This is a genomic window from Ruegeria sp. H4 (assembly GCF_056533065.1).
Map to the genome: position 1 here is coordinate 769,476 of NZ_JBQFOC010000002.1, position 20,053 is coordinate 789,528.

At 57.1% G+C, this 20,053-nt stretch carries 20 protein-coding genes; 5 read left to right on the plus strand and 15 right to left on the minus strand.

The annotated features are described in order from the left end of the window. Position 1: 1 nt before the first annotated feature. From ACR0KG_RS15355 to scpA, 4 genes are all read right to left on the minus strand, one after another. Positions 2-682, minus strand: a complete 681-nt coding sequence (locus tag ACR0KG_RS15355) for a TerB family tellurite resistance protein (protein ID WP_480827755.1) — start codon at positions 680-682, stop codon at positions 2-4. 45 nt (positions 683-727) lie between these two features. After that, on the minus strand, positions 728-1,216 hold the full coding sequence (locus ACR0KG_RS15360; protein WP_480827756.1) for an N-acetyltransferase family protein: 489 nt from the start codon (positions 1,214-1,216) through the stop codon (positions 728-730). Then, positions 1,213-1,815, minus strand: a complete 603-nt coding sequence (locus ACR0KG_RS15365) for a VOC family protein (protein WP_480540472.1) — start codon at positions 1,813-1,815, stop codon at positions 1,213-1,215. The genes ACR0KG_RS15360 and ACR0KG_RS15365 overlap by 4 nt, the downstream gene beginning before the upstream one ends. Before the next feature lie 103 nt (positions 1,816-1,918). After that, a complete protein-coding gene (gene scpA, locus ACR0KG_RS15370; RefSeq protein WP_480547470.1) occupies positions 1,919-4,045 on the minus strand; it encodes a methylmalonyl-CoA mutase in 2,127 nt (708 codons plus the stop codon). Positions 4,046-4,213: 168 nt separating this feature from the next. On the opposite strand from scpA, the gene ACR0KG_RS15375 reads away from it, so the two are divergent. Continuing rightward, positions 4,214-4,666 carry a DUF4174 domain-containing protein gene (locus ACR0KG_RS15375; protein WP_480547468.1) on the plus strand — a complete coding sequence of 151 codons (453 nt, stop codon included), beginning with the start codon at positions 4,214-4,216 and terminating at the stop codon, positions 4,664-4,666. 151 nt (positions 4,667-4,817) lie between these two features. On the opposite strand, the gene ACR0KG_RS15380 is transcribed toward ACR0KG_RS15375, so the two are convergent. The 3 genes from ACR0KG_RS15380 to ACR0KG_RS15390 all read right to left on the minus strand — a co-directional run bounded on the left by ACR0KG_RS15380 (position 4,818) and on the right by ACR0KG_RS15390 (position 8,043). After that, positions 4,818-5,678 carry a hypothetical protein gene (locus ACR0KG_RS15380; protein WP_480827757.1) on the minus strand — a complete coding sequence of 287 codons (861 nt, stop codon included), beginning with the start codon at positions 5,676-5,678 and terminating at the stop codon, positions 4,818-4,820. Then, positions 5,678-7,723: an acetyl-CoA carboxylase biotin carboxylase subunit gene (locus tag ACR0KG_RS15385; protein WP_480827758.1), complete on the minus strand. Its 2,046-nt coding sequence runs from the start codon at positions 7,721-7,723 to the stop codon at positions 5,678-5,680. The genes ACR0KG_RS15380 and ACR0KG_RS15385 overlap by 1 nt, the downstream gene beginning before the upstream one ends. Before the next feature lie 116 nt (positions 7,724-7,839). Next, entirely contained in the window at positions 7,840-8,043 is a 204-nt protein-coding gene (locus ACR0KG_RS15390) for a hypothetical protein (RefSeq protein ID WP_170531909.1), read from the minus strand. 650 nt (positions 8,044-8,693) lie between these two features. Between ACR0KG_RS15390 and ACR0KG_RS15395 the strand changes: the two genes are divergently transcribed. Beyond that, the gene (locus ACR0KG_RS15395) at positions 8,694-9,851 is read left to right on the plus strand and encodes a DcaP family trimeric outer membrane transporter (RefSeq protein WP_480827759.1); all 1,158 of its coding nucleotides are present in this window, start codon (positions 8,694-8,696) and stop codon (positions 9,849-9,851) included. A gap of 71 nt (positions 9,852-9,922) precedes the next feature. Here the strand turns inward: ACR0KG_RS15395 and ACR0KG_RS15400 are convergent, their stop codons facing one another. The 4 genes from ACR0KG_RS15400 to ACR0KG_RS15415 all read right to left on the minus strand — a co-directional run bounded on the left by ACR0KG_RS15400 (position 9,923) and on the right by ACR0KG_RS15415 (position 12,539). Beyond that, complete coding sequence (locus ACR0KG_RS15400; protein ID WP_480827760.1) at positions 9,923-10,273, minus strand: hypothetical protein; 351 nt, start codon at positions 10,271-10,273, stop codon at positions 9,923-9,925. Then, positions 10,267-10,407: a hypothetical protein gene (locus tag ACR0KG_RS15405; protein ID WP_480827761.1), complete on the minus strand. Its 141-nt coding sequence runs from the start codon at positions 10,405-10,407 to the stop codon at positions 10,267-10,269. The genes ACR0KG_RS15400 and ACR0KG_RS15405 overlap by 7 nt, the downstream gene beginning before the upstream one ends. A gap of 2 nt (positions 10,408-10,409) precedes the next feature. Beyond that, positions 10,410-10,895 (minus strand): DUF6497 family protein, encoded by a 486-nt coding sequence (locus ACR0KG_RS15410; RefSeq protein WP_480827762.1) that lies wholly within the window; start codon positions 10,893-10,895, stop codon positions 10,410-10,412. A 111-nt stretch (positions 10,896-11,006) separates the two neighbouring features. Continuing rightward, entirely contained in the window at positions 11,007-12,539 is a 1,533-nt protein-coding gene (locus ACR0KG_RS15415; RefSeq protein ID WP_170531898.1) for an acyl-CoA carboxylase subunit beta, read from the minus strand. Positions 12,540-12,721: 182 nt separating this feature from the next. On the opposite strand from ACR0KG_RS15415, the gene ACR0KG_RS15420 reads away from it, so the two are divergent. Together ACR0KG_RS15420 and ACR0KG_RS15425 are read left to right on the plus strand one after the other, a co-directional pair. Continuing rightward, positions 12,722-13,927: a multidrug effflux MFS transporter gene (locus tag ACR0KG_RS15420; protein WP_480827763.1), complete on the plus strand. Its 1,206-nt coding sequence runs from the start codon at positions 12,722-12,724 to the stop codon at positions 13,925-13,927. A gap of 65 nt (positions 13,928-13,992) precedes the next feature. Next, positions 13,993-15,393: a helix-turn-helix domain-containing protein gene (locus tag ACR0KG_RS15425; RefSeq protein WP_480547456.1), complete on the plus strand. Its 1,401-nt coding sequence runs from the start codon at positions 13,993-13,995 to the stop codon at positions 15,391-15,393. 73 nt (positions 15,394-15,466) lie between these two features. On the opposite strand, the gene ACR0KG_RS15430 is transcribed toward ACR0KG_RS15425, so the two are convergent. The 4 genes from ACR0KG_RS15430 to ACR0KG_RS15445 all read right to left on the minus strand — a co-directional run bounded on the left by ACR0KG_RS15430 (position 15,467) and on the right by ACR0KG_RS15445 (position 19,047). Then, complete coding sequence (locus ACR0KG_RS15430; RefSeq protein ID WP_170531892.1) at positions 15,467-15,706, minus strand: HP1242/YdcH family protein; 240 nt, start codon at positions 15,704-15,706, stop codon at positions 15,467-15,469. A gap of 113 nt (positions 15,707-15,819) precedes the next feature. Next, entirely contained in the window at positions 15,820-17,328 is a 1,509-nt protein-coding gene (gene betC, locus ACR0KG_RS15435) for a choline-sulfatase (RefSeq protein ID WP_480827764.1), read from the minus strand. A gap of 170 nt (positions 17,329-17,498) precedes the next feature. Further along, positions 17,499-18,407 carry a DMT family transporter gene (locus ACR0KG_RS15440; RefSeq protein WP_480827765.1) on the minus strand — a complete coding sequence of 303 codons (909 nt, stop codon included), beginning with the start codon at positions 18,405-18,407 and terminating at the stop codon, positions 17,499-17,501. A 40-nt stretch (positions 18,408-18,447) separates the two neighbouring features. After that, complete coding sequence (locus tag ACR0KG_RS15445; RefSeq protein ID WP_480827766.1) at positions 18,448-19,047, minus strand: LysE/ArgO family amino acid transporter; 600 nt, start codon at positions 19,045-19,047, stop codon at positions 18,448-18,450. A gap of 86 nt (positions 19,048-19,133) precedes the next feature. On the opposite strand from ACR0KG_RS15445, the gene ACR0KG_RS15450 reads away from it, so the two are divergent. Next, positions 19,134-20,051, plus strand: a complete 918-nt coding sequence (locus tag ACR0KG_RS15450) for a LysR family transcriptional regulator ArgP (RefSeq protein WP_480827767.1) — start codon at positions 19,134-19,136, stop codon at positions 20,049-20,051. The last annotated feature ends 2 nt before the right edge of the window (positions 20,052-20,053 follow it).

Consider the following 20,053-nt stretch of genomic DNA (forward strand, 5'->3'; position numbering starts at 1 on the left):
CTCAGGCCCGCGCGCCGTTGATGTCATCCCAGGCTTGGTTGATGTCGATCATCTTCTTTTCGGCAAGGCGGATTGCCTCTTCCGGGACACCGCGTGCCATCATTGCGTCGGGATGGGTATCGCGCACCAGTTGACGCCACACTTTGCGAATCTCAGACACCGGCATGTTGCGCGAAACGCCCAGAACCACATAAGGATCATTGGGCGCATCCGGCACGAAGCGCGCGCGCAAGGCCAGGAATTGCGCATCTGTCTGTCCGAAGATGCGACTGACGTCCTCAAGGAATTCATTCTCGTTGGGGTGATAGAACCCATCGGCCATGGCGATGTGGAACAAACCCTCCATCAGGTCACAAAGCGTGGTGCTGTCTTCGGAAAACATGCGCGCGATCTTGCGCGCATAGTCCTGATAGCCTGCAACATCCGTCCGCGCCATGTTGAAGACCCGCGCCGCGCCTTCTTCATCCGCACGCGCGATCTGGAACACATCCCGAAAGGCCGTGACTTCATCGCGCGTCACCTGTCCGTCAGCCTTGGCCATTTTGGCCCCCAACGCGATTACGGCAATGGTGAAGGCCACCGAACGTTCGGGTGGCGAACGCAGCTTCTCAAAAACTGCCGTCAGGCTTTCGCCTTGGGCAAGGGCGCTTAGCGCATCGGATATGCGGGTCCAGATCGACATGGGCGTACCCTAGCGTCCCAATTCGAGACTGTCAGGTGGAACAGGTCACTCTGCACGAAGAATTTTCTGCATCAGCACAAGATCGAGCCATTGGCCCCATTTGAACCCGACTTCCGGCATAAGGCCGACCCTTTGGAACCCGATCGCCTCATGAAACGCAATGGCTGAAGGGTTGGCAGAAGATATGCCAGCCACAAGAACATGAACCCCGTCTGCGCGTGCCACAGCCTCCAGTTCGGTCATTAAGGCCCGACCGACCCCCTTGCCACGCGCCCCTTCCGCCAACTGGATCGAGTGTTCCCGCGTGTTGGCGTATCCCGGTCCGTTGCGAAACATCACGTATGTTGCAAAACCCAGCACCTGACCCTGATCTTCCGCAACCAGATAAGTCGAGCCACGCGCGCGAATATCTTTGGCAATCGCTTCGGTGCTGCGTTCTTCCGTGGTGAACGTCACCAACGTATCGCGGATAATGGCGTTCGTGATCGCTGCGATCTGAATAGCATCATCCGGGCGGGCTTGCCGAATCGTCATTCCAACACGCGCACCCCATTTGGCGTTTCGAACTCTGCCCGCATCGAGGCCGGACCGGTGTCGAACACAACCAGATCAAGTTCTCCCAAATGCTGGGCCAGTTCCAATGCCTCCGGGTGATACACGATCAGCCGCCGCAAACTGCACCCGCTGTCTTGCAACATCTGCGCAGGGTGCAAATCGCCCTGCCATTGGATCAACGCGGGAAACAGATTGTCGAAGGGCAAGCGTCCGTTGGGCGGCACCGCCATCCGCCAAGTCAAAGCCCCCCGGGTCAGATCAATTGGGGTGCCAGTGCCATCAGGAAACGTTGCAAGTGCGGCTTCGATATCTGGAACGCTACAGATCCAATTGGTCAGACGCGGTTCTCCTGAAAACCGATCCAAATCAAACCAACGGGTCCGCTGAGGTACAGCTGCGTCAGGATCAATAGCAATCGCTTCCAGATACAGACCATCCCTTAGGCCCAGAAGACGATTATAAGTGCCAAATTTTTCGTGCTTTCCACCGGGTTGAAGCGAGATACCCAACGCCTGTTCGATATGGGCCGATGCCGCCTCCAGCGTTTCGCCCGCAACCGCCAAGTGATCGAGTAACATCCGCACCTCCCTAAGAAAACGACCAGATCCATAGATCTGGTCGCATGTTTCACCCAAGCGTTACCGTGCACAAGATTTTTCGTCGAAAATCCTGTGCTTGAAACTAGCTGCGCGCTTCTTTGATCAGTCGCAGGATATCCTGCGCAGCCTCAGGTATATTTGTTCCGGGCCCAAAGATCGCCTTGACGCCGTGATCATAGAGGAACTGATAGTCCTGTTGCGGAATCACCCCGCCGCAAATCACGATGATGTCCTCGGCCCCGGCTTTCTTCAGTTCTTCAACCAGTTGCGGTGCAAGCGTTTTATGCCCTGCCGCCTGGGACGAGATACCAACCACATGAACATCATTGTCCACCGCATCTTGCGCGGCTTCGGCCGGTGTCTGGAACAATGGACCGACATCCACGTCAAACCCTATATCGGCAAAAGCCGTCGCGATGACCTTGGCCCCCCGGTCGTGACCATCCTGCCCCATCTTGACCACCAGCAACCGAGGGCGACGGCCTTCGGCCTCGGCGAATTCCTCGATGGATTTCTGGATCGCAGCAAAGCCTTCGTCGCCTTCATAGGCTGCGCCATAGACCCCGGCCAATGTCTTAACCTCGGCGCGGTGACGGCCGAATTCCTTTTCCATTGCCATGCTGATCTCTCCTACGGATGCGCGGGCGCGGGCGGCCTCGACGGCGGCGGCCAGCAGGTTGCCGCCTTCTTTGGCGGTGTTGGTCAGGGCGCCCAGCGCCGCTTGGCAGGCGGCCTCGTCTCGAGTGGCGCGGATGCGTTCCAGACGGGCGACCTGTGCTTCGCGCACCGCCACGTTGTCGACGTCCAGAATGTCGATCGGGTCTTCCTGTTCCTTGCGGTATTTGTTGACACCGACGATGACTTCTTCACCCCGGTCGATCATGGCCTGACGGCGCGCTGCGCTTTCCTCGATCCGCAGCTTGGGCATGCCGCTGGCGACGGCCTTGGTCATGCCGCCCATCTCTTCGACCTCTTCCATCAGAGCCCAGGCCTTTTCGACCAGCTCGTTGGTCAGGCTTTCAACATAGTAGGAGCCGGCCAGCGGATCGACCACATCGGTCACACCAGTTTCCTCCTGCAGCACCAGCTGGGTGTTCCGGGCAATGCGGGCCGAGAAATCGGTGGGCAGGGCAATCGCCTCATCCAAGGCATTGGTATGCAGGGACTGGGTGCCGCCCAGAACCGCGCTCATCGCCTCATAGGCGGTGCGGATCACGTTGTTATAGGGGTCCTGTTCCTGCAGCGACACGCCCGAAGTCTGGCAATGGGTCCGCAGCATCTTGGAGCGCTCAGACTTCGCGCCGAAATCGGTCATCACCCGGTGCCACAATGTACGGGCCGCACGCAACTTGGCGATCTCCATGAAGAAGTTCATGCCGATGGCAAAGAAGAAGGACAAACGCCCCGCGAACTTATCCACATCCATTCCGGCCTCGGTCGCGGCCCGGACATATTCACGCCCATCCGCCAGCGTATAGGCCAGTTCCTGTACCAGGTTCGCCCCCGCCTCTTGCATGTGATAGCCCGAGATCGAGATAGAGTTGAACTTGGGCATCTCGTTTGAGGTATATTCGATGATGTCCGAGATGATCTTCATCGACGGCTCAGGCGGGTAGATATAGGTGTTCCGCACCATGAATTCCTTCAGAATGTCATTCTGAATGGTGCCGGACAAGACGGATTTGTCATGCCCCTGCTCTTCGCCAGCAACAATAAAGCTGGCCAGGATCGGGATCACCGCCCCGTTCATCGTCATCGAGACCGAGACCTTGTCGAGCGGAATGCCGTCAAACAGGATCTTCATATCCTCGACCGAGTCGATGGCGACACCAGCCTTGCCCACATCGCCCACGACACGCGGATGGTCACTGTCATAACCCCGGTGCGTCGCCAGATCGAAAGCCACAGAAACCCCCTGCTGACCGGCGGCCAGATTGCGGCGATAGAAAGCGTTCGATTCCTCAGCCGTGGAAAACCCGGCATACTGGCGGATCGTCCACGGCCGCCCCGCATACATGGTCGCCTTCACGCCGCGCGTGAACGGGCCAAAACCGGGTAGCGAGCCCATATGCGGCAGGTTGGCGGTGTCTTCTTGCGTATAGAGCGGTTTGACGTCGATGCCTTCCAGCGTCTCTTTGGTCAGGTCATCCAGCGGGCGACCACGCAGTTCTTTTTCGGCCAGCGCCTGCCAGTCTTTCTTATCGGTCATGGCAATATCCTTTTCTCGATTCGGGACGCGCCCGGCCTTGGCCTGCGCGCTGTTGCCTCTGAAGGGGTCGATTTGCGAGCTGTAAAACAAAAGAATTTGAACCCCTTGTACAAATCACCGGTCGCATTCACGCGGACAGGGGCTATATTCATTCCAGCAGGAGGCCCCATGACACGAACGCTTGCCTTTGTTTTTTCGGCGCTATTCCCGCTGGCGGCTTTGGCGGCCGACGGATCGGCACCCGCCGATGAGGAGTTCGTTCGCCCGGTCGGCGACAGCGATCTCAGCGAATTTCTGTGGGTCAACCGGCCCGTCATCGTCTTCGCGGACACACCCGCCGACCCCCGGTTCCAGCAACAGATCGACATGTTGCTGGATGGTGAGGACGCGATGCGGGATCGGGATGTAATTGTGCTGACAGATACTGATCCGTCGGCGCGATCTCCGATCCGGTCAAAGCTACGCCCGCGCGGGTTCCAGATGGTATTCGTTGATAAGGACGGCGTGGTGAAACTGCGTAAACCCAGCCCGTGGAGCGTTCGCGAGATTGGCCGATCCATCGACAAAACCCCGCTACGTGAACGCGAAATCCGCGAGCGACGTGATGCGGCGAAACCGTAATTGAAATATTCACCAATAGATATTATGTTGATGGCATAGAAGGTGAGGAAAAGATCATGCTTTATAGCAGTGACCAACCAGAAAAATCTCCGGAAAAGCCGATCAGCGGCGATATCTGATCGGCTGCTAGCCCCTATTTTACACAATAGGGTCAAGGGTTTACATCCTCATTCTCGCCAGAGCGATTGATTCCCTCGGGATTTTCGTGCCCCATCTCAATATTTATTGCAACCAACGCGCTCAGCCCCCAGCGTAGCGTGCTTGTTCTGCGGTTCGTCAGTTGTTGATGAAACGCTACCCGGCGTTCACGAGACAGTTTCTGCGTCTGTTCATTCCGGGAATCCTCTACCATGCGACGCAAATCGGTGTATTCGGCGTAAAAGCGGACAACACTTGCAACAGTATCTTCGCCAAGCGCTGGGATAGACGACGAAATCGCCTCGAACACGATGGGTTCGCTTTCCATGGTTGAAAACGGAAAATACTCGATCGGATTACCGTTCGCATCCGTGCCGTCACCACTCAGAATGCGTTTCTGGACCTTTTCCGCATGTGCCGCGATGGGCTGGTTGTCAAGTTTATCCACCAACGCAAAAATCTCATTTCGCAAAGCAATCAGCGTATCCCTACGCTGAAGATGGAATTTCTGCGCTTCGGCATAGGATGAGAATAGAAATGTGACGAACCACCCCAGAACGATAACCGAACCCGTCACCAAAGCCGGGTAAACCTTGTCCCTTGCGGCGTCCGGTACGTATTCCCAGACGACTATTCCCCCAATCACACCCAGCAGGAGAAACGGGGGCAAAACCACAAGAATCCGAAGGAAACTGCGGCGCAGAAGCGGCGGAATGGCCCAGCTATAAAACCCGAGCACCAGAGCAGACCCGATCAGGATCAGGGTCAAATCTCCGATTTCATGTCTCAGATAGGCCAAAACCACACCGCCAAGCATTGCAGAGGTCAGAAAAGCGAGCACGCAAAAGTCTATTTCGCGATGCTCGCTGAACATCACTCGAATTCCATGATCACATCATCCACAGCCAAACTGTCACCGGCACCCGCGTTGATCTTGGAAACGGTGCCTTTCTTCTCGGCGCGCAGGATGTTTTCCATCTTCATCGCCTCAATCGTGCACAATGCCTGACCTTCTTGAACCTCCTGCCCGACTTCCACATCGACTTTCACGACCAGCCCCGGCATCGGGCAGAGCAGCATTTTAGAGGTGTCGGGAGGCAGTTTCTCGGGCATCAGCTTGGCCAGCTCGGCCTGACGCGGACGACGCACCAGAACTCTCAGGTCCGCGCCACGGTTGCGCACCCTGAACCCACCTGAAACCTTGCCCACCTTCAGAACAAGCGGACTGCCATCAACATCCAGTACGGCCAGTTGATCACCCGGTGTCCAATCCGAGGAAACGCGGAGACTTGATCCATCCTCGAATTTCACCGTCGCGCCTTCTTTGTCGGCATTGACCTGAACCGGAAGCTCATGCCCCTCCACAGCCACAACCCAGCGCTTACCAACCTTGCGTTCGTGATTGTCCATCCGGCCCGACACGCGCGTGCGCCTGATCTCAGCGACGCGGTGCATCGCAGCGCAAGAGGCTGCAATCCGGCGCAGATCACCTTCGGGCAAGCTGACACCTTCGAATCCATCCGGATATTCTTCGGCGATGAAGGCGGTCGTCATTTCACCGCTGACGAATTTGGGGTGATCCATCACTGCCGACAGGAATGGCAGATTGTGCCCAATGCCCTCAACCTCGAAACTGTCCAGCGCAACGCGCATCGCCTCAATCGCCGCCTCGCGGGTCGGGGCCCAGGTACACAGCTTGGCGATCATCGGATCGTAATACATACTGATCTCGCCGCCTTCATAGACGCCGGTGTCGTTGCGCACAGCGGCCTCACCTTCCGGCGCATCGCCCTGCCATTTACCGTTGACCAGCATCGGGCCGGCGGCAATTTCCTGCGGCGGGCGATAGCGGGTCAGACGCCCGATTGAGGGCAGGAAGTTGCGATATGGGTCTTCCGCATACAGACGGTTTTCAATGGCCCATCCGGTCAGCGTCACGTCGTCCTGCGTAATCGACAGGGGCTCACCATTGGCCACGCGGATCATCTGTTCAACCAGATCGACGCCGGTGATCAACTCGGTCACCGGGTGTTCCACTTGCAGGCGGGTGTTCATTTCGAGGAAGTAGAAGTTCTTCTGACCGTCAACGATAAACTCTACCGTACCCGCACTGGAATACCCTACGGCCTTGGCCAAGGCGACGGCCTGTTCGCCCATTGCCTTACGGGTCGCTTCATCCAGGAAGGGCGACGGCGCTTCCTCCACCACTTTCTGGTTCCGGCGCTGGATCGAACATTCACGCTCGCCCAGATAAATGCCGTTGCCGTGGCTATCGCACAGAACCTGAATTTCGATGTGGCGCGGCTGGGTCACGAATTTCTCGATGAAAATCCGGTCATCACCAAACGAGTTCGCAGCCTCATTCTTGGATGATTGGAAGCCTTCGCGCGCCTCCTCGTCATTCCACGCGATCCGCATACCCTTGCCGCCGCCCCCGGCGCTGGCTTTGATCATTACCGGATAGCCGATCTCGTTCGAAATCTTGACCGCCTCTTCCGCGTCTTCGATCAGGCCCATGTAGCCGGGCACAGTCGAAACGCCCGCCTCCTGCGCGATCTTTTTCGAGGTGATCTTGTCCCCCATCGCCTCAATCGCGCCTTTCGGCGGGCCGACAAAGGCGACGCCCTCGGCTTCAAGCGCCTCGGCAAACTTCGCGTTTTCAGACAGGAAGCCATAGCCGGGATGAACCGCTTGTGCGCCGCTTTGACGGATGGCGTCCATGACCTTGTCGATCACGATGTAGGACTGGTTCGCTGGCGGCGGACCGATATGCACCGCCTCATCCGCCATCGAGACATGCAGCGCATTCCTGTCCGCGTCCGAATAAATGGCAACGGTGCCGATACCCATCTTGCGGGCGGTCTTGATGACCCGGCAGGCAATTTCGCCTCGGTTGGCGATCAGGATCTTATTGAACATGCGATGTCCTTTGGTTTGGTGTTCTGGAAACGCAAAACGCCGCCGCAGGGAGAGATCCCCGCAACGGCGTGATACGCGATGACGGATGGGGCGACACACGCCCCAAGGAATTTGCGTTAGTTACAGTTGTTCTGGGTTTTGCAGTAAAGGACGTTACCCGCGGCACCAACGGCTGCCCCAAACAGCGGGTCCGCGCTGAGGACCGCAGCCCCGACCGCGCCGGCGCCGCCACCCAGCAAAGCCTGTTCGCCGGTCGTGTCACCGCAGGCCGACAGGCCCGCGCAAGTTGCTGCAACCAGAATAATACGTGAGATTTGCATTTAGTCTGCCCTCTTGCTCGATTTGATATCTTTGAGGTCAGATGCGGGGTTTGCGCTCTGTTATTCAATATCAAACACAGCAAATCCACATTTTGCGCAGATTTATGCCGCTTGATAGCTGCAGGATGCTCAAAGAAAAACGCGGACAGGACATTGTGGGGAACACAAGCCTGCCCGCGGAAGGAAGGGGTACGGAATAGTAGGTGCATGTGCGGCGCAGGCAAAGTAGAGCCGCACGGCCCGCTCAGGTTGCACGCCACAATCCAAGCGGCAAACAAAGTATTGTTTCCCGAGAAGATTCCGGCTGGAATCTGCCCATGCGGCAAGTTTCCGCGCAAAATTGCGCCGATCGCCTTTTGCGGCGATTCAGGCCTGCGCCCGAGGCCCGGCGTCACAGTTTTGTTACATTTCAGCTTCCGTGCCAGCCGTTTCGCAGGCGCAGCATCACATATTGAAGAAATCGGTCTGGATGGAAACATGTTCACATTCATACGCTTGGCAGAACGTCTCACTCGATCGTGACCCGACGCGTCCGAAAACGCACATTCCCTTGAGAAATCTAGGCTTTTCTGTCCCGATCTCGTGATTTCCGAAGCCACAAAGCGCGTGGAACGGTGCAAGTGCTTACTCGCACACAAGGAAACACCCACATGACTACGATAGGTAAAAAGGCGACCCTGCTTGCGGCCTCTGCACTCTGTTTGACCGGTACGAATGCTGTGGCTGAGGACGCCCAGACACAGGCCGAACTGGATGCGCTGCGCGCCAGAGTCGAAGCGCTTGAGGCCGGCCGCGCGGGCCCTGCGAATGGTGATTTCAGAATCGGGAATACCACCCTCGACGTCTACGGCTACGTCAAAGCCGATTTCTTCTACGATTTCGAATTTGATCAGGGGGATACCGCTTTTGTGAACGTCATCGGCGAGCCATCGGCAGCAACTGATGGAACCTTTGGCGCGACGATCCGCCAATCGCGGATCGGATTGCGCACAAGCACCCCAAGCGGCATCGGTGAGATCGGCGGACAGTTGGAGCTGGATCTGTTCGCCTCGAACGACACGGCAGAGCTGCGGTTGCGTCATGCCAATATCACCATTGGTGACAGATGGCTGATCGGTCAGTACTGGACCAATTTCCAGCCGTTGGACACTTATCCGACCTCGGTTGAATTCAATGGTCCGGTCGGTATCGCATTCGCCCGGGTCCCGCAGGTCCGCTACACGGCCAATCTGGGTTCGAATACCGTGTTCAGCACCTCGATCGAAGAAAATGTCAGTGGGTCGAACTCGGACGACCCGGTTCTTACCGCTGCGGCCGAGTATAACAACGGTACATATATTGCGCGTGCTTCGGCGCTCTATGGCAACGCCCAAACAAGCGACGGTGCGACCGAGGTCGATCAGTGGGGCGTTACTCTGTCTGGCTCGATCCGGCCCTGGGCGGGTGGCCTGTTTCAGGTCAACTATGTCCACGGTCAGGCCCTTGGCCCATACCTGATTGGCCTGGGCGATGCGATTGTCGAGGGTGAAGCCAACGATGTCGATGGCTACACGGTCGAATTCCGCCAGGACCTGAGTGACAAGTGGAACGTCGGCATCGCCTACGGACGCGAGGATTATGATCTGGCCACGTCGACCGGAACGCTGGCGTTCACCGAGTTGGAGACCATCCATGTCAACGCCTTCTACAAGGCGACCGACAATCTGACGCTGAGCGCCGAATACATCTATGGCGAGCGGAACGACGTGAATTCCGGTCAGAACTTCGACGGCAATCGGATTCAGCTTGCCGCCCAGTTGAACTTCTGATGCGTCTATCGGACCCTGCCCGACACTGGGCGGGGTCTCTCTTGCTAAAGGCGGCATGAAGTTCAACATGATCAACCCGCGCCGAACAAATCGGGAAACGACGCGCGCGCGGCGTCCAGATCAATTACCAGCAACGCATCATAGCTTTCCGGATCGAACGGATCTTCAGCTGGGATGACTTCGCGCCCGAACAGCCAACTCAGCCGGCCAGCATCAAGGTTACCGCGCTCAAACGGCTGATCGCCAAAAGCCTGCCATAGCGCTTCCATAAACCCCGCATCGGCCCTGCGGTCGGCGGGTTTGCGATCCCGAAACCGTTCGCGACGGGTGATCGGGGTTACGCCCTTAGGGTTGGCGCGGCGAATGGTGAATTGAAAATCGGTGCCAGCCAGACGTCCGGGAAATCCGCGATGTTTCAGCATGTCGACACCTCTGGCATGATGTCGTGTTTGATACCGGGAATTTCACATCCGTTTCGGGATGAGGTCATAGTGCGCACCTCCAAAGCCGCATCATTGATCTGAGACACTTTGAGCGCATGAAGTTCGATGATCATGGTCAAAGCCCCTCCCAGATACACCCTGACGGCTCCAACCGGTAGGCTTCAAAGAACTGTGTGGCATCCGGCGCGCTGTCGCCGAATTCGATAGGCCGGTCCGCCAGCGATATAATCACAAGTGCCGGTTCCAATTCGTGCTGAGCGACATAGGCAATCGCCAAAGTCTGGCACAAATGCGCCATATCCTTTGTGGCGACGTCATAGCCGATCCGACCCACGGTTGCCCCGATCTTTGGAGCAATGAACCGAAACCGAACCCAAAGCTCACCCGGATTATTGTCTAATAGAACATTGTTCAGATGCACGGGCTGGCCAGATGGAACAGGCAGCGGAATGTCCGATTGTGGGAAAGCCGGGGTCGCAAACAGGCTGGCCAGCAAAACTTTGGCGCGGCCCCGGACCCGCCAACGGCAAGCTCCTCCTTCCGGGGTCGCGCGCGCAGTGCTTGTGGCCTGCGCAGTTCTATGATTGCTGGGGAGGATCATTCAACTATTTAGCAGATTTTGTCAAACCTGCCTTATTTGGCGGCAGATTCTAAACCATCCTTATGTTCAGCGTGGTCCAAGGCGCAGGGCGGGTTCTCCGCCCTGAGTACCTTACAACGGGATATTGTCGTGTTTTTTCCAGGGGTTCTTCAGCTGCTTGCCCCGCAAGCTGGCAAAAGCACGTGAAACACGGCGGCGGGTCGAATGGGGCATGATCACCTCATCCACAAAGCCACGTTCAGCCGCCACAAATGGATTCGCAAAACGATCTTCATAATCGGCCACGTGTTGCGCAGTTTTCTCGGCATCTTTCAGATCGGCACGGTGGATGATCTCGGTCGCGCCTTTCGCACCCATCACCGCGATCTCGGCCGTGGGCCAGGCATAGTTGAAATCGCCGCGCAGATGCTTGGATGCCATAACAACATAAGCACCGCCATAGGCCTTGCGCGTGATAACAGTGACCTTGGGCACGGTCGCTTCGCCATAGGCATACAGCAACTTGGCACCATGCTTGATCACACCGCTATATTCCTGCTGCGTTCCCGGCAGGAAGCCCGGCACGTCAACCAGCGTCAGGATCGGGATCTCGAAACAGTCACAGAAGCGAACGAACCGCGCCGCTTTGCGCGAACTATCGATGTCCAAACACCCTGCCAGAACCATCGGCTGGTTCGCCACAACGCCAACTGTCTGCCCTTCAAGCCGGATGAAACCGGTGATGATGTTCTTGGCAAAGTCTTCCTGGATCTCGTAGAAATCGCCTTCGTCTGCGATCTTCGTGATCAGTTCCTTCATGTCATACGGCGTGTTCGGATTGTCCGGCACCAGCGTATCCAGGGATTTCTCCACGCGATCCGGATCATCAAAGAACGGACGGACCGGAGGTTTCTCGCGGTTATTCAGCGGCAGGAAGTCGACAAGGCGGCGCACCTCGGCCAGTGCTTCGACATCGTTTTCGAACGCGCCATCCGCAACGGATGATTTTTTGGTGTGGGTCGACGCACCGCCAAGTTCTTCGGCCGTGACTACTTCGTTTGTGACGGTCTTGACCACGTCGGGACCGGTCACGAACATATAGGACGAGTCCTTGACCATGAAGATAAAGTCCGTCATCGCCGGGCTGTACACCGCGCCACCCGCACAGGGACCCATGATCACACTGATCTGCGGCACCACGCCCGAGGCCGTGATGTTGCGCTGAAACACCTCGGCATAGCCCGCAAGTGACGCCACACCTTCCTGAATACGCGCACCACCCGAGTCGTTGATGCCAATGATGGGCGCTCCGTTCTGAACCGCCATATCCATGACCTTGCAGATCTTTTGAGCATGCGTTTCCGAAAGCGAGCCGCCAAAGACCGTGAAATCCTGGCTGAACACATAGACCATCCGTCCATTGATCGTGCCCCATCCGGTTACCACACCATCCCCTGCAGGCTGTTGTTTTTCCATGCCGAAATCGGTGCAGCGGTGGCTGACAAACATGTCAAACTCTTCGAAACTGCCTTCGTCCAGCAACAGTTCGATCCGCTCGCGCGCAGTCAACTTGCCGCGACCGTGTTGGGCATCAATTCGCTTTTGCCCACCGCCCAAACGCGCCGCGTCACGACGGTTTTCAAGCTCGGAAAGGATGTCTTTCATGGCGCATATCCCCTGTTAAATTTGGCGAACACTACCCGCTGAGCAGCCTTGGCTAAAGTTCTTTCCAGCAAATTTGCAAATATTTGAAAACCACATCCTGATAAATTGTAAAATTGCTAATATATCCGGTTCGTCCGATACTGATCTGGCATTCCCAAAAACCGCCACTATACATGTGAACAATGCAGTTCAGATCGACTGCGGTTCGCCGCACGCCACCCACAATCGGCACACTTGTATTACTGTCAGGCCTAGCGGCGCTGAGCATGAATTTGTTCTTGCCCAGCCTACCAAACATGGCGCTGTATTTTGCGGCTGATTACAAGGTCATGCAATTGTCGATTGCGCTGTATCTGCTGGTCAATGCGGTGCTGCAAATCCTGATCGGCCCCATCGCGGACAAAGCCGGGCGCAGGCCGGTGCTGCTGTGGGGACTTTCGTTGTTTTTGCTGGCGACGCTCGGATGCATCTACGCCCCCACTGCCGAGGTTTTTCTGTTCTTTCGAATGTGCCAGGCGGTGATCGTTGTCGGGATGGTTCTCAGCCGCGCGGCGGTGCGGGACATGTATGATCAGGATCAAGCGGCATCCATGATTGGCTATGTCACCATGGGCATGGCAGTGGTTCCGATGATTGGCCCCGCGATCGGTGGTATCCTTGAAGAAAGCTTTGGCTGGAAAGCCAATTTCTGGCTACCATTCGCGTTGGGCGCACTGATCCTGGCCTTAACCTACTGGGACTTTGGCGAAACCTCTGCCAAAAGCGGCAAAACCCTGATCCAACAATTCAGGGAATATCCCGAGCTTCTGAAATCCCCACGCTTTTGGGGCTATTCACTTTCGTCTGCGTTCTCGTCCGGCGCGTTCTTTGCCTATCTAGGTGGCGCACCATTCATTGGAACCGAACTGTTCGGACTTAGCGCGGCCGAAGTTGGGTTCTATTTTGGTGCGCCTGCGGTTGGGTACTTTCTCGGGAATTTCCTAAGCGGGCGCTACTCTGTGCGCTTTGGCGTCAACCGAATGGTTCTTTGGGGCAGCATTCTAAACGCCGCTGGTGTGGCAATTTCAGCCGTTCTGTTCCTGATCGGCGCCGGCAGCGCGCTTAGCTTTTTTAGTTTCATGACGTTTGTAGGCCTCGGCAACGGGATGACCATACCCAACGCGACGTCCGGCGCCCTCTCTGTTCGCCCGCATCTGGCAGCAACCGCAGCGGGCCTAAGCGGTGCTATCATGCTGGGTGGCGGCGCAGGGCTCAGCGCGCTTGCCGGAGCTTTGTTGACAGTCGAGACGGGCGCCATGCCGTTGTTGTGGTTGATGCTGACGACGGCGGTTCTGGCCATCTGCTCCATCTATTCGGTGATCCGGCGCGAACGACAATTGGGACTGTAAGCCCGCTTGCCTTCGAGAGTTTGCAAAGTTAGCCTCCCAGACAGGTAAACTTGCAAAGGCACGCCATGCCCACCCAAAAACTCTACGCAGGCGCCAAACTGCGCGAGATGCGCACCCGTTTGTCCCTCACGCAAAAAGAATTTGCCGCAAAGCTTGGCGTGTCACTCCCGTACCTCAATCAGATGGAGAACAACAACCGTCCGATCTCGACCACAGTCGTGCTGGCATTGGCGCAGGAGTTCGGAATGGATGTCACCGAGCTCAGCACAGGTGACAGCGAACGTCTGGTCTCTGATATGCGCGAAGCGCTCGCCGATCCGGTTTTTGCCGATGCCATTCCACCTTTGGCCGATCTTCGATTGACTGCTTCGAACGCGCCCGCTCTGGCGCGGGCCTTTATCGAACTTCATCGCACCTATCGGCAAACCCATGAACGCCTCGCCTCGTTGGACGAGGCATTGGGGCGCGAAGATTCACGCACGCAAGCCAGCCCATGGGAAGAGGTGCGAGACTTCTTTCACTATTGCGACAACTACATCGATGCAGTCGACCGCGCCGCTGAACTGTTCGCCAATCGGGCCGAGACACCGGGGGGGATCCGAGAGGCCGCACTGAACAGCCTGGCCGAACGCGGAATTCAGGTCGTGTTCTCAGACATCGAAACCTTGCGCGCCTATGATTCTGAAAGCAAGACCTTGCGCCTGTCATCCCGCGCCGCGCCACAAACACAGGTCTTCCAGTTGCTGCTGCAGGTCGCTCTGATCAGTCAGGATAAACTGCTCGAAGCCACGCTGGACTTTGCCAAGTTCCAAAGCGACGAGGCACGATCCATCGCCAAGATCGGATTGGCCAACTACTTTGCCGGTGCGTCGCTGATGCCCTATGCCAGTTTTTTGGCTGCTGCACAGGAAACCCGCCATGATCTGGAACTGCTCAGCACCCGTTTCGGCGCATCAATCGAACAGATCGCGCACCGCCTCTCAACGCTGCAACGGCCTGGGGCCAAGGGCATTCCGTTCTTCTTTGTCCGCGTTGATCAGGCCGGAACCATCACCAAACGCCATTCCGCAACGCGGTTGCAATTCGCCCGCTTCGGTGGCGCCTGCCCGCTATGGAACGTACACCGCGCCTTCGAAACGCCCGGGCACTTTCTGCTGCAGCTTGCCGAGACGCCCGACGGGGTCAAATACATCTCGCTGGCGCGCGATATCTCGAAATCAGGCGGTTCCTACGGCGCGCCCGTCCGCCGCTATGCCATCGCCCTGGGATGCGAGGTACGCCACGCTCAGGCCCTTGTCTATGCGGACAATCTCGACATCAACAACGCCAGTGCCTACGAGCCTATCGGCATTTCTTGCCGGATTTGCGAACGACAAACCTGCCATCAGCGTTCAGTCCCACCTTTGGAGCGCCGCCTGAGCATCGACACCCATACGCGCGGCACCCTGCCCTACAAGGTGACCTGATCTTCACCTGGCTGAATATACCTTAGGGGAGCCGCAGCCCGCCGCGACGGGGGCAGAGCCCCCGCCCAAGCCCTCAGGCTTTGGTCAACATTGCCCAAATTTCGTCTTTCAGCGCCGCGCGTTTCTTGCGCATCTCACCTTCGGCCAGTTCTTCCACGGGTTCGATATTTGTCTCGGCCCGGTGCACCTGCCTGTTGATCTCGTGATACTCATCGGCCAGACGCGCAAAATGTGCGTCCGATTGCTTGAGCTGGCTCATCAGTTCGACCTTGTCCGGAAACTCTTCGGCCAGTTCGTGCGGGGTGTGAGACATGCTGTTCGCTCCTAAAACATGATTGTGTGGGATCTATCTAGCAACCCACAACAGCCGATACTTTGACGCGGATCAAACCGAAGGGATCCATCCCACCAAACCCAAGCGTACGACTATTCGCCGCGTGGGAAACGTTGTTTTTCTTCGACATCATTCAGATCCATGTGATTGCGCATATAGCGTTCCGACGCTTTTTGCAGTGGCTGATAATCCCAAGGGTAGTAACCGCCCTGCCGCAACGCCTCATAAACCACCCAGCGGCGCGCCTGACTGGCCCGCACATCCGCGTCGAACTGATCCAGATCCCATCGCGCTTGCGACTTCGCGCGCAGGCTTTCCAGCGTGCCTGCATGGTCTGGATTGTCGGCCAGATTGGTCAGTTCATGCGGGTCCTTTTCAAGGTCAAACAGCTGATCCGGATCAAGGGCACAGCGGTTGTATTTCCATTTTCCATATCGCAGGGACACAAGCGGCGCATAGGACGCTTCAGCCGCATATTCCATTGCCACGGGCACCGTCCGTTCAGCCCCTTTTGCCAATGGGCATAGGTCCTCACCATCCGTCCACGGGGCAATCTCAGCCATATCGACGCCGGACAACGCGCCCAATGTGGGCGTTACATCGATGGTTGAAACCGGCGTGTCGATCCGCCCCGGTGGCAGATCAGGGGCCGAGATCATTAGCGGAACGCGGGCCGAGCCTTCAAAGAAGGTCATTTTGAACCACAATCCCCGCTCGCCCAACATGTCACCGTGATCCGACACAAAGAGGATGATCGCCTCCTGTCGGGTGGTTTCAAGTACTTCGAGGATTTCACCAATCTTGTCGTCCAGATACGAGATATTCGCGAAATAGGCCCGGCGGGATTTGCGAATGTCGTCTTCGGAGATATCAAAGCTGCGCCAGTCATTGGCATCGAAAATCCGCTTGGAATGCGGGTCCTGATTGACATAGCCAAGGTCCGCGACATCAGGCAGCAGATGCTCGCAATCCTCATACAGGTCCCAGTACTTGCGGCGTGCAACGTAAGGGTCGTGAGGATGTGTAAAGCTGACGGTCAGGCACCACGGGCGATCATCCTGCCCCCGGGCCAGATCGTAGATCTTGGCTTTCGCGTGATAGGCTACCTCATCATCATATTCCATCTGGTTGGAAATCTCGGCCACCCCGGCGCCGGTGACCGAACCCATGTTGTGATACCACCAGTCAATCCGCTCACCGGGTTTGCGATAGTCAGGGGTCCAGCCGAAATCGGCGGGGTAAATATCGGTTGTCAGCCGGTCTTCGAATCCGTGCAACTGATCCGGCCCGACAAAGTGCATTTTGCCGGACAGGCAAGTATAATAGCCCGCGCGGCGCAGATGATGCGCATAGGTCGGGATATCGCTGCGAAACTCGGCGGCGTTGTCGTAAACCCCAGTGCGCGAGGGCAATTGCCCAGACATGAAACTTGCCCGGCCCGGCGCGCATAGGGGCGAGGCGGTATAGGCATTGGCGAAGCGGGTCGAGCGCGCTGCCAGCTTCTTCAGATTGGGCGCATGCAGCCAATCAGCTGGGCCATCGGGAAAGAGCGTTCCATTCAGCTGATCCACCATCAGGATCAGAATATTCGGCTTGGTCATTGTCGGGCCCCAATCAGAAAGTGACGGCCAAAGAACTGGGTTTCAGGACCTCGCACGATAGCCGATGATCTCATCGCACGGGAAAGACCCCCACCCCTCTCTGGCGCAGCCTGCAAACGCTAGGGCGCAGACATTGACTCGTCAATCAACAAACATTCCATGATGCGAAATCACAGCTTTGTTGCGATGGTGGGTGGTGTCAGTTCCCGTCGGTTCAGCACAGCCTCACGCCAAGAAATGAAGCTTACCGCCGCCAAGATCAATGTGCCGCCAGCAACCACCCAAATATCAATGGGCTCGTTGAAAACCAGCGCACCTAGCACGGTGGCCCATATCAGTTGCAGGAATGTGACCGGCTGCGTAACCGCTACCGGCGCGGCCTGCAGCGCCAGCGTCATGAAATAGTGCCCGGCCGTGGCGAAGCTGGCCACCAGAAAAAGGACACCAATATCGCGCAGGCTGGGTGGGCTCCAGACCGCGATGGCGAACGGGATCAACGCAAGTGTGACCCAGATCGACAGATGTGCCACAACAACTGAAGGTGGGATATTGCGCACCAGCAACTTGGCGAGCAGATAAGACCCACCGAGGGTCAGCGCGGTGCCAAGCATGGCAACATGGCCGGGCGACACTTCTCGGAATCCCGGTCGCAAGATGATCAAAACTCCGACCAGCGCCACCAGAATGGCCGCGATCCGGCGAAAGGCCAGCTTCTCACCCAGAAACAGCGCCGCACCTAACGTGACATAAACCGGGGTCATGTAGTTCATCGCCGTCACCTCGGCCAACGGGATCTGCGTCATCGCGTAGAACCAAAGCATGACCGCTCCGCCATGGATCACGCCACGCAGCCCAAACAATGCAAGATCACGTTTGCTGAGATGGGTCGTTAGAATTAGTCGCAACGCAGGTAGCAGGAATACAAGACCCAGAACATAACGCAGAAACGCTGCCTGTATCGGGTCCATCGTCGAGCCCAAAGACTTGACCAAAGCCGTCATGACAACAAAGCTCAACCCGGCGGCAAACATCCAGAACATGCCTGCGATCGGGCGCGAGGAAACAGCTTGGGAACTCATGCGCTAGGTTGAACACCGAAACGTCGGCACGGGCAACCCTTCACATGATAACAAGTTTCAAAGCAATACCCAGCATGACGATGCCAATGATCACGTCCAGCACCTGCCAGGCCCTTGGTCGCGCAAAGAACGGCGACAAGATCCTGGCCCCGTAGCCAAGGGTAAAGAAGAATACGAAACTCGCCAGCATCGCACCAATTGCAAAGCTCAACCGATCATCATACTGCGCCGAGATTGAGCCGATCAGGACAACCGTGTCCAAATAAACATGCGGGTTCAACCAAGTGAACGCCATAACGGTCAGCATGGCCGTTCGCAGGCTGGTTGCCTGGCCATTCCCGGCCTTGAGAGCCGCACCACCCTTCCAAGCTGATAAGAAGCTGCGAACAGCATACCAGATCAGGAAAGTGGCACCACCATACCGCATCACAGTTTCAAACCACGGCAAGGCCTGCGCCAATGTTCCAAATCCCGCAACCCCGGCGGCAATCAGGATCGCGTCAGACAGCCCACAGGTCAGACACAGCACAAAGACATGTTCGCGGCGCAACCCTTGTCGTAGGACAAAGGCGTTTTGGGCCCCGATCGCAAGGATCAGGCTGAAACTAAGCGCAAAACCGGCGATGAAGGTTGTGAACATGATGCCTCCTACTGTTCGAGGCGTTGACTAACGTCATCCACGTGATCTATCAAATTAATGATAGTAAACTGAGTTAAGTTTGACTAATGTTACTCGACCCTCTTCACCTGTCAGCGCTGTCCGCGATTTTGCGCCATGGCAGCTTTGATGCGGCGGCGAGCGCGCTTGCTGTCACCCCTTCCGCAATCTCTCAACGGATCAAAGCGCTGGAGGATCGCGTCGGTGCGACCTTGATCAATCGCGGAAGCCCTTGCACCGGAACCCCAGCCGGTTTGCGGATCGCGCAATATGCAGAAGATATCGGTTTGCTCGAAGCGCAGCTCTCGCGTGAGCTATCGCTTGATCAAACCACTGAAACCGCCCGCGTGCGCGTGGCCATTCCGGCGGATATACTGGCGACCCTGTTTATTGACGTCATGGCCAATACGCCTGGTCTGCTGTTCGATTTGGTCATCGATGATCAGGACCATTCGGCCAAATGGCTACGCCGGGGCGAAGTCAGCGCAGCGATCACCGTGGACGGCCAGCCGGTGACGGGTTGTGATGCCACCGAGCTTGGAGCGCTAAGATATTTGCCAACGGCCAGCCCGGATTTCATGCAGCGTTGGTTTTCGAAAGGTGTAAACACATCCACCCTCAGCGCCGCCCCCTGCCTTGTTTTCAACCGCAAAGATGGCCTGCAAAAGGCATGGTTTGAGGCTCAGGCGGGTGGTCGCATTACGCCACCAACCCATTTTTTGCCATCCTCTCACGGCTTCGTTGATGCCGCGATTGCAGGCGTCGGCTGGGGGATGAACCCCGAACCGTTAGTGCGCAAGCCCATAACCGAAGGGAAGTTGCAGCCCCTCATTCCAGACGCACACCTGGATGTTGCGTTGACCTGGCAAGTCGGTCGCGTCCTGTCCCCAGCTCTGGCCCCGCTAACCAAGGCGGTCAAAGCGGCTGCAGCCAAAGCCTTGATCCCGGGCGCTCGCAAACGGATAAGAGGCAAACCTTCGGAGTAACT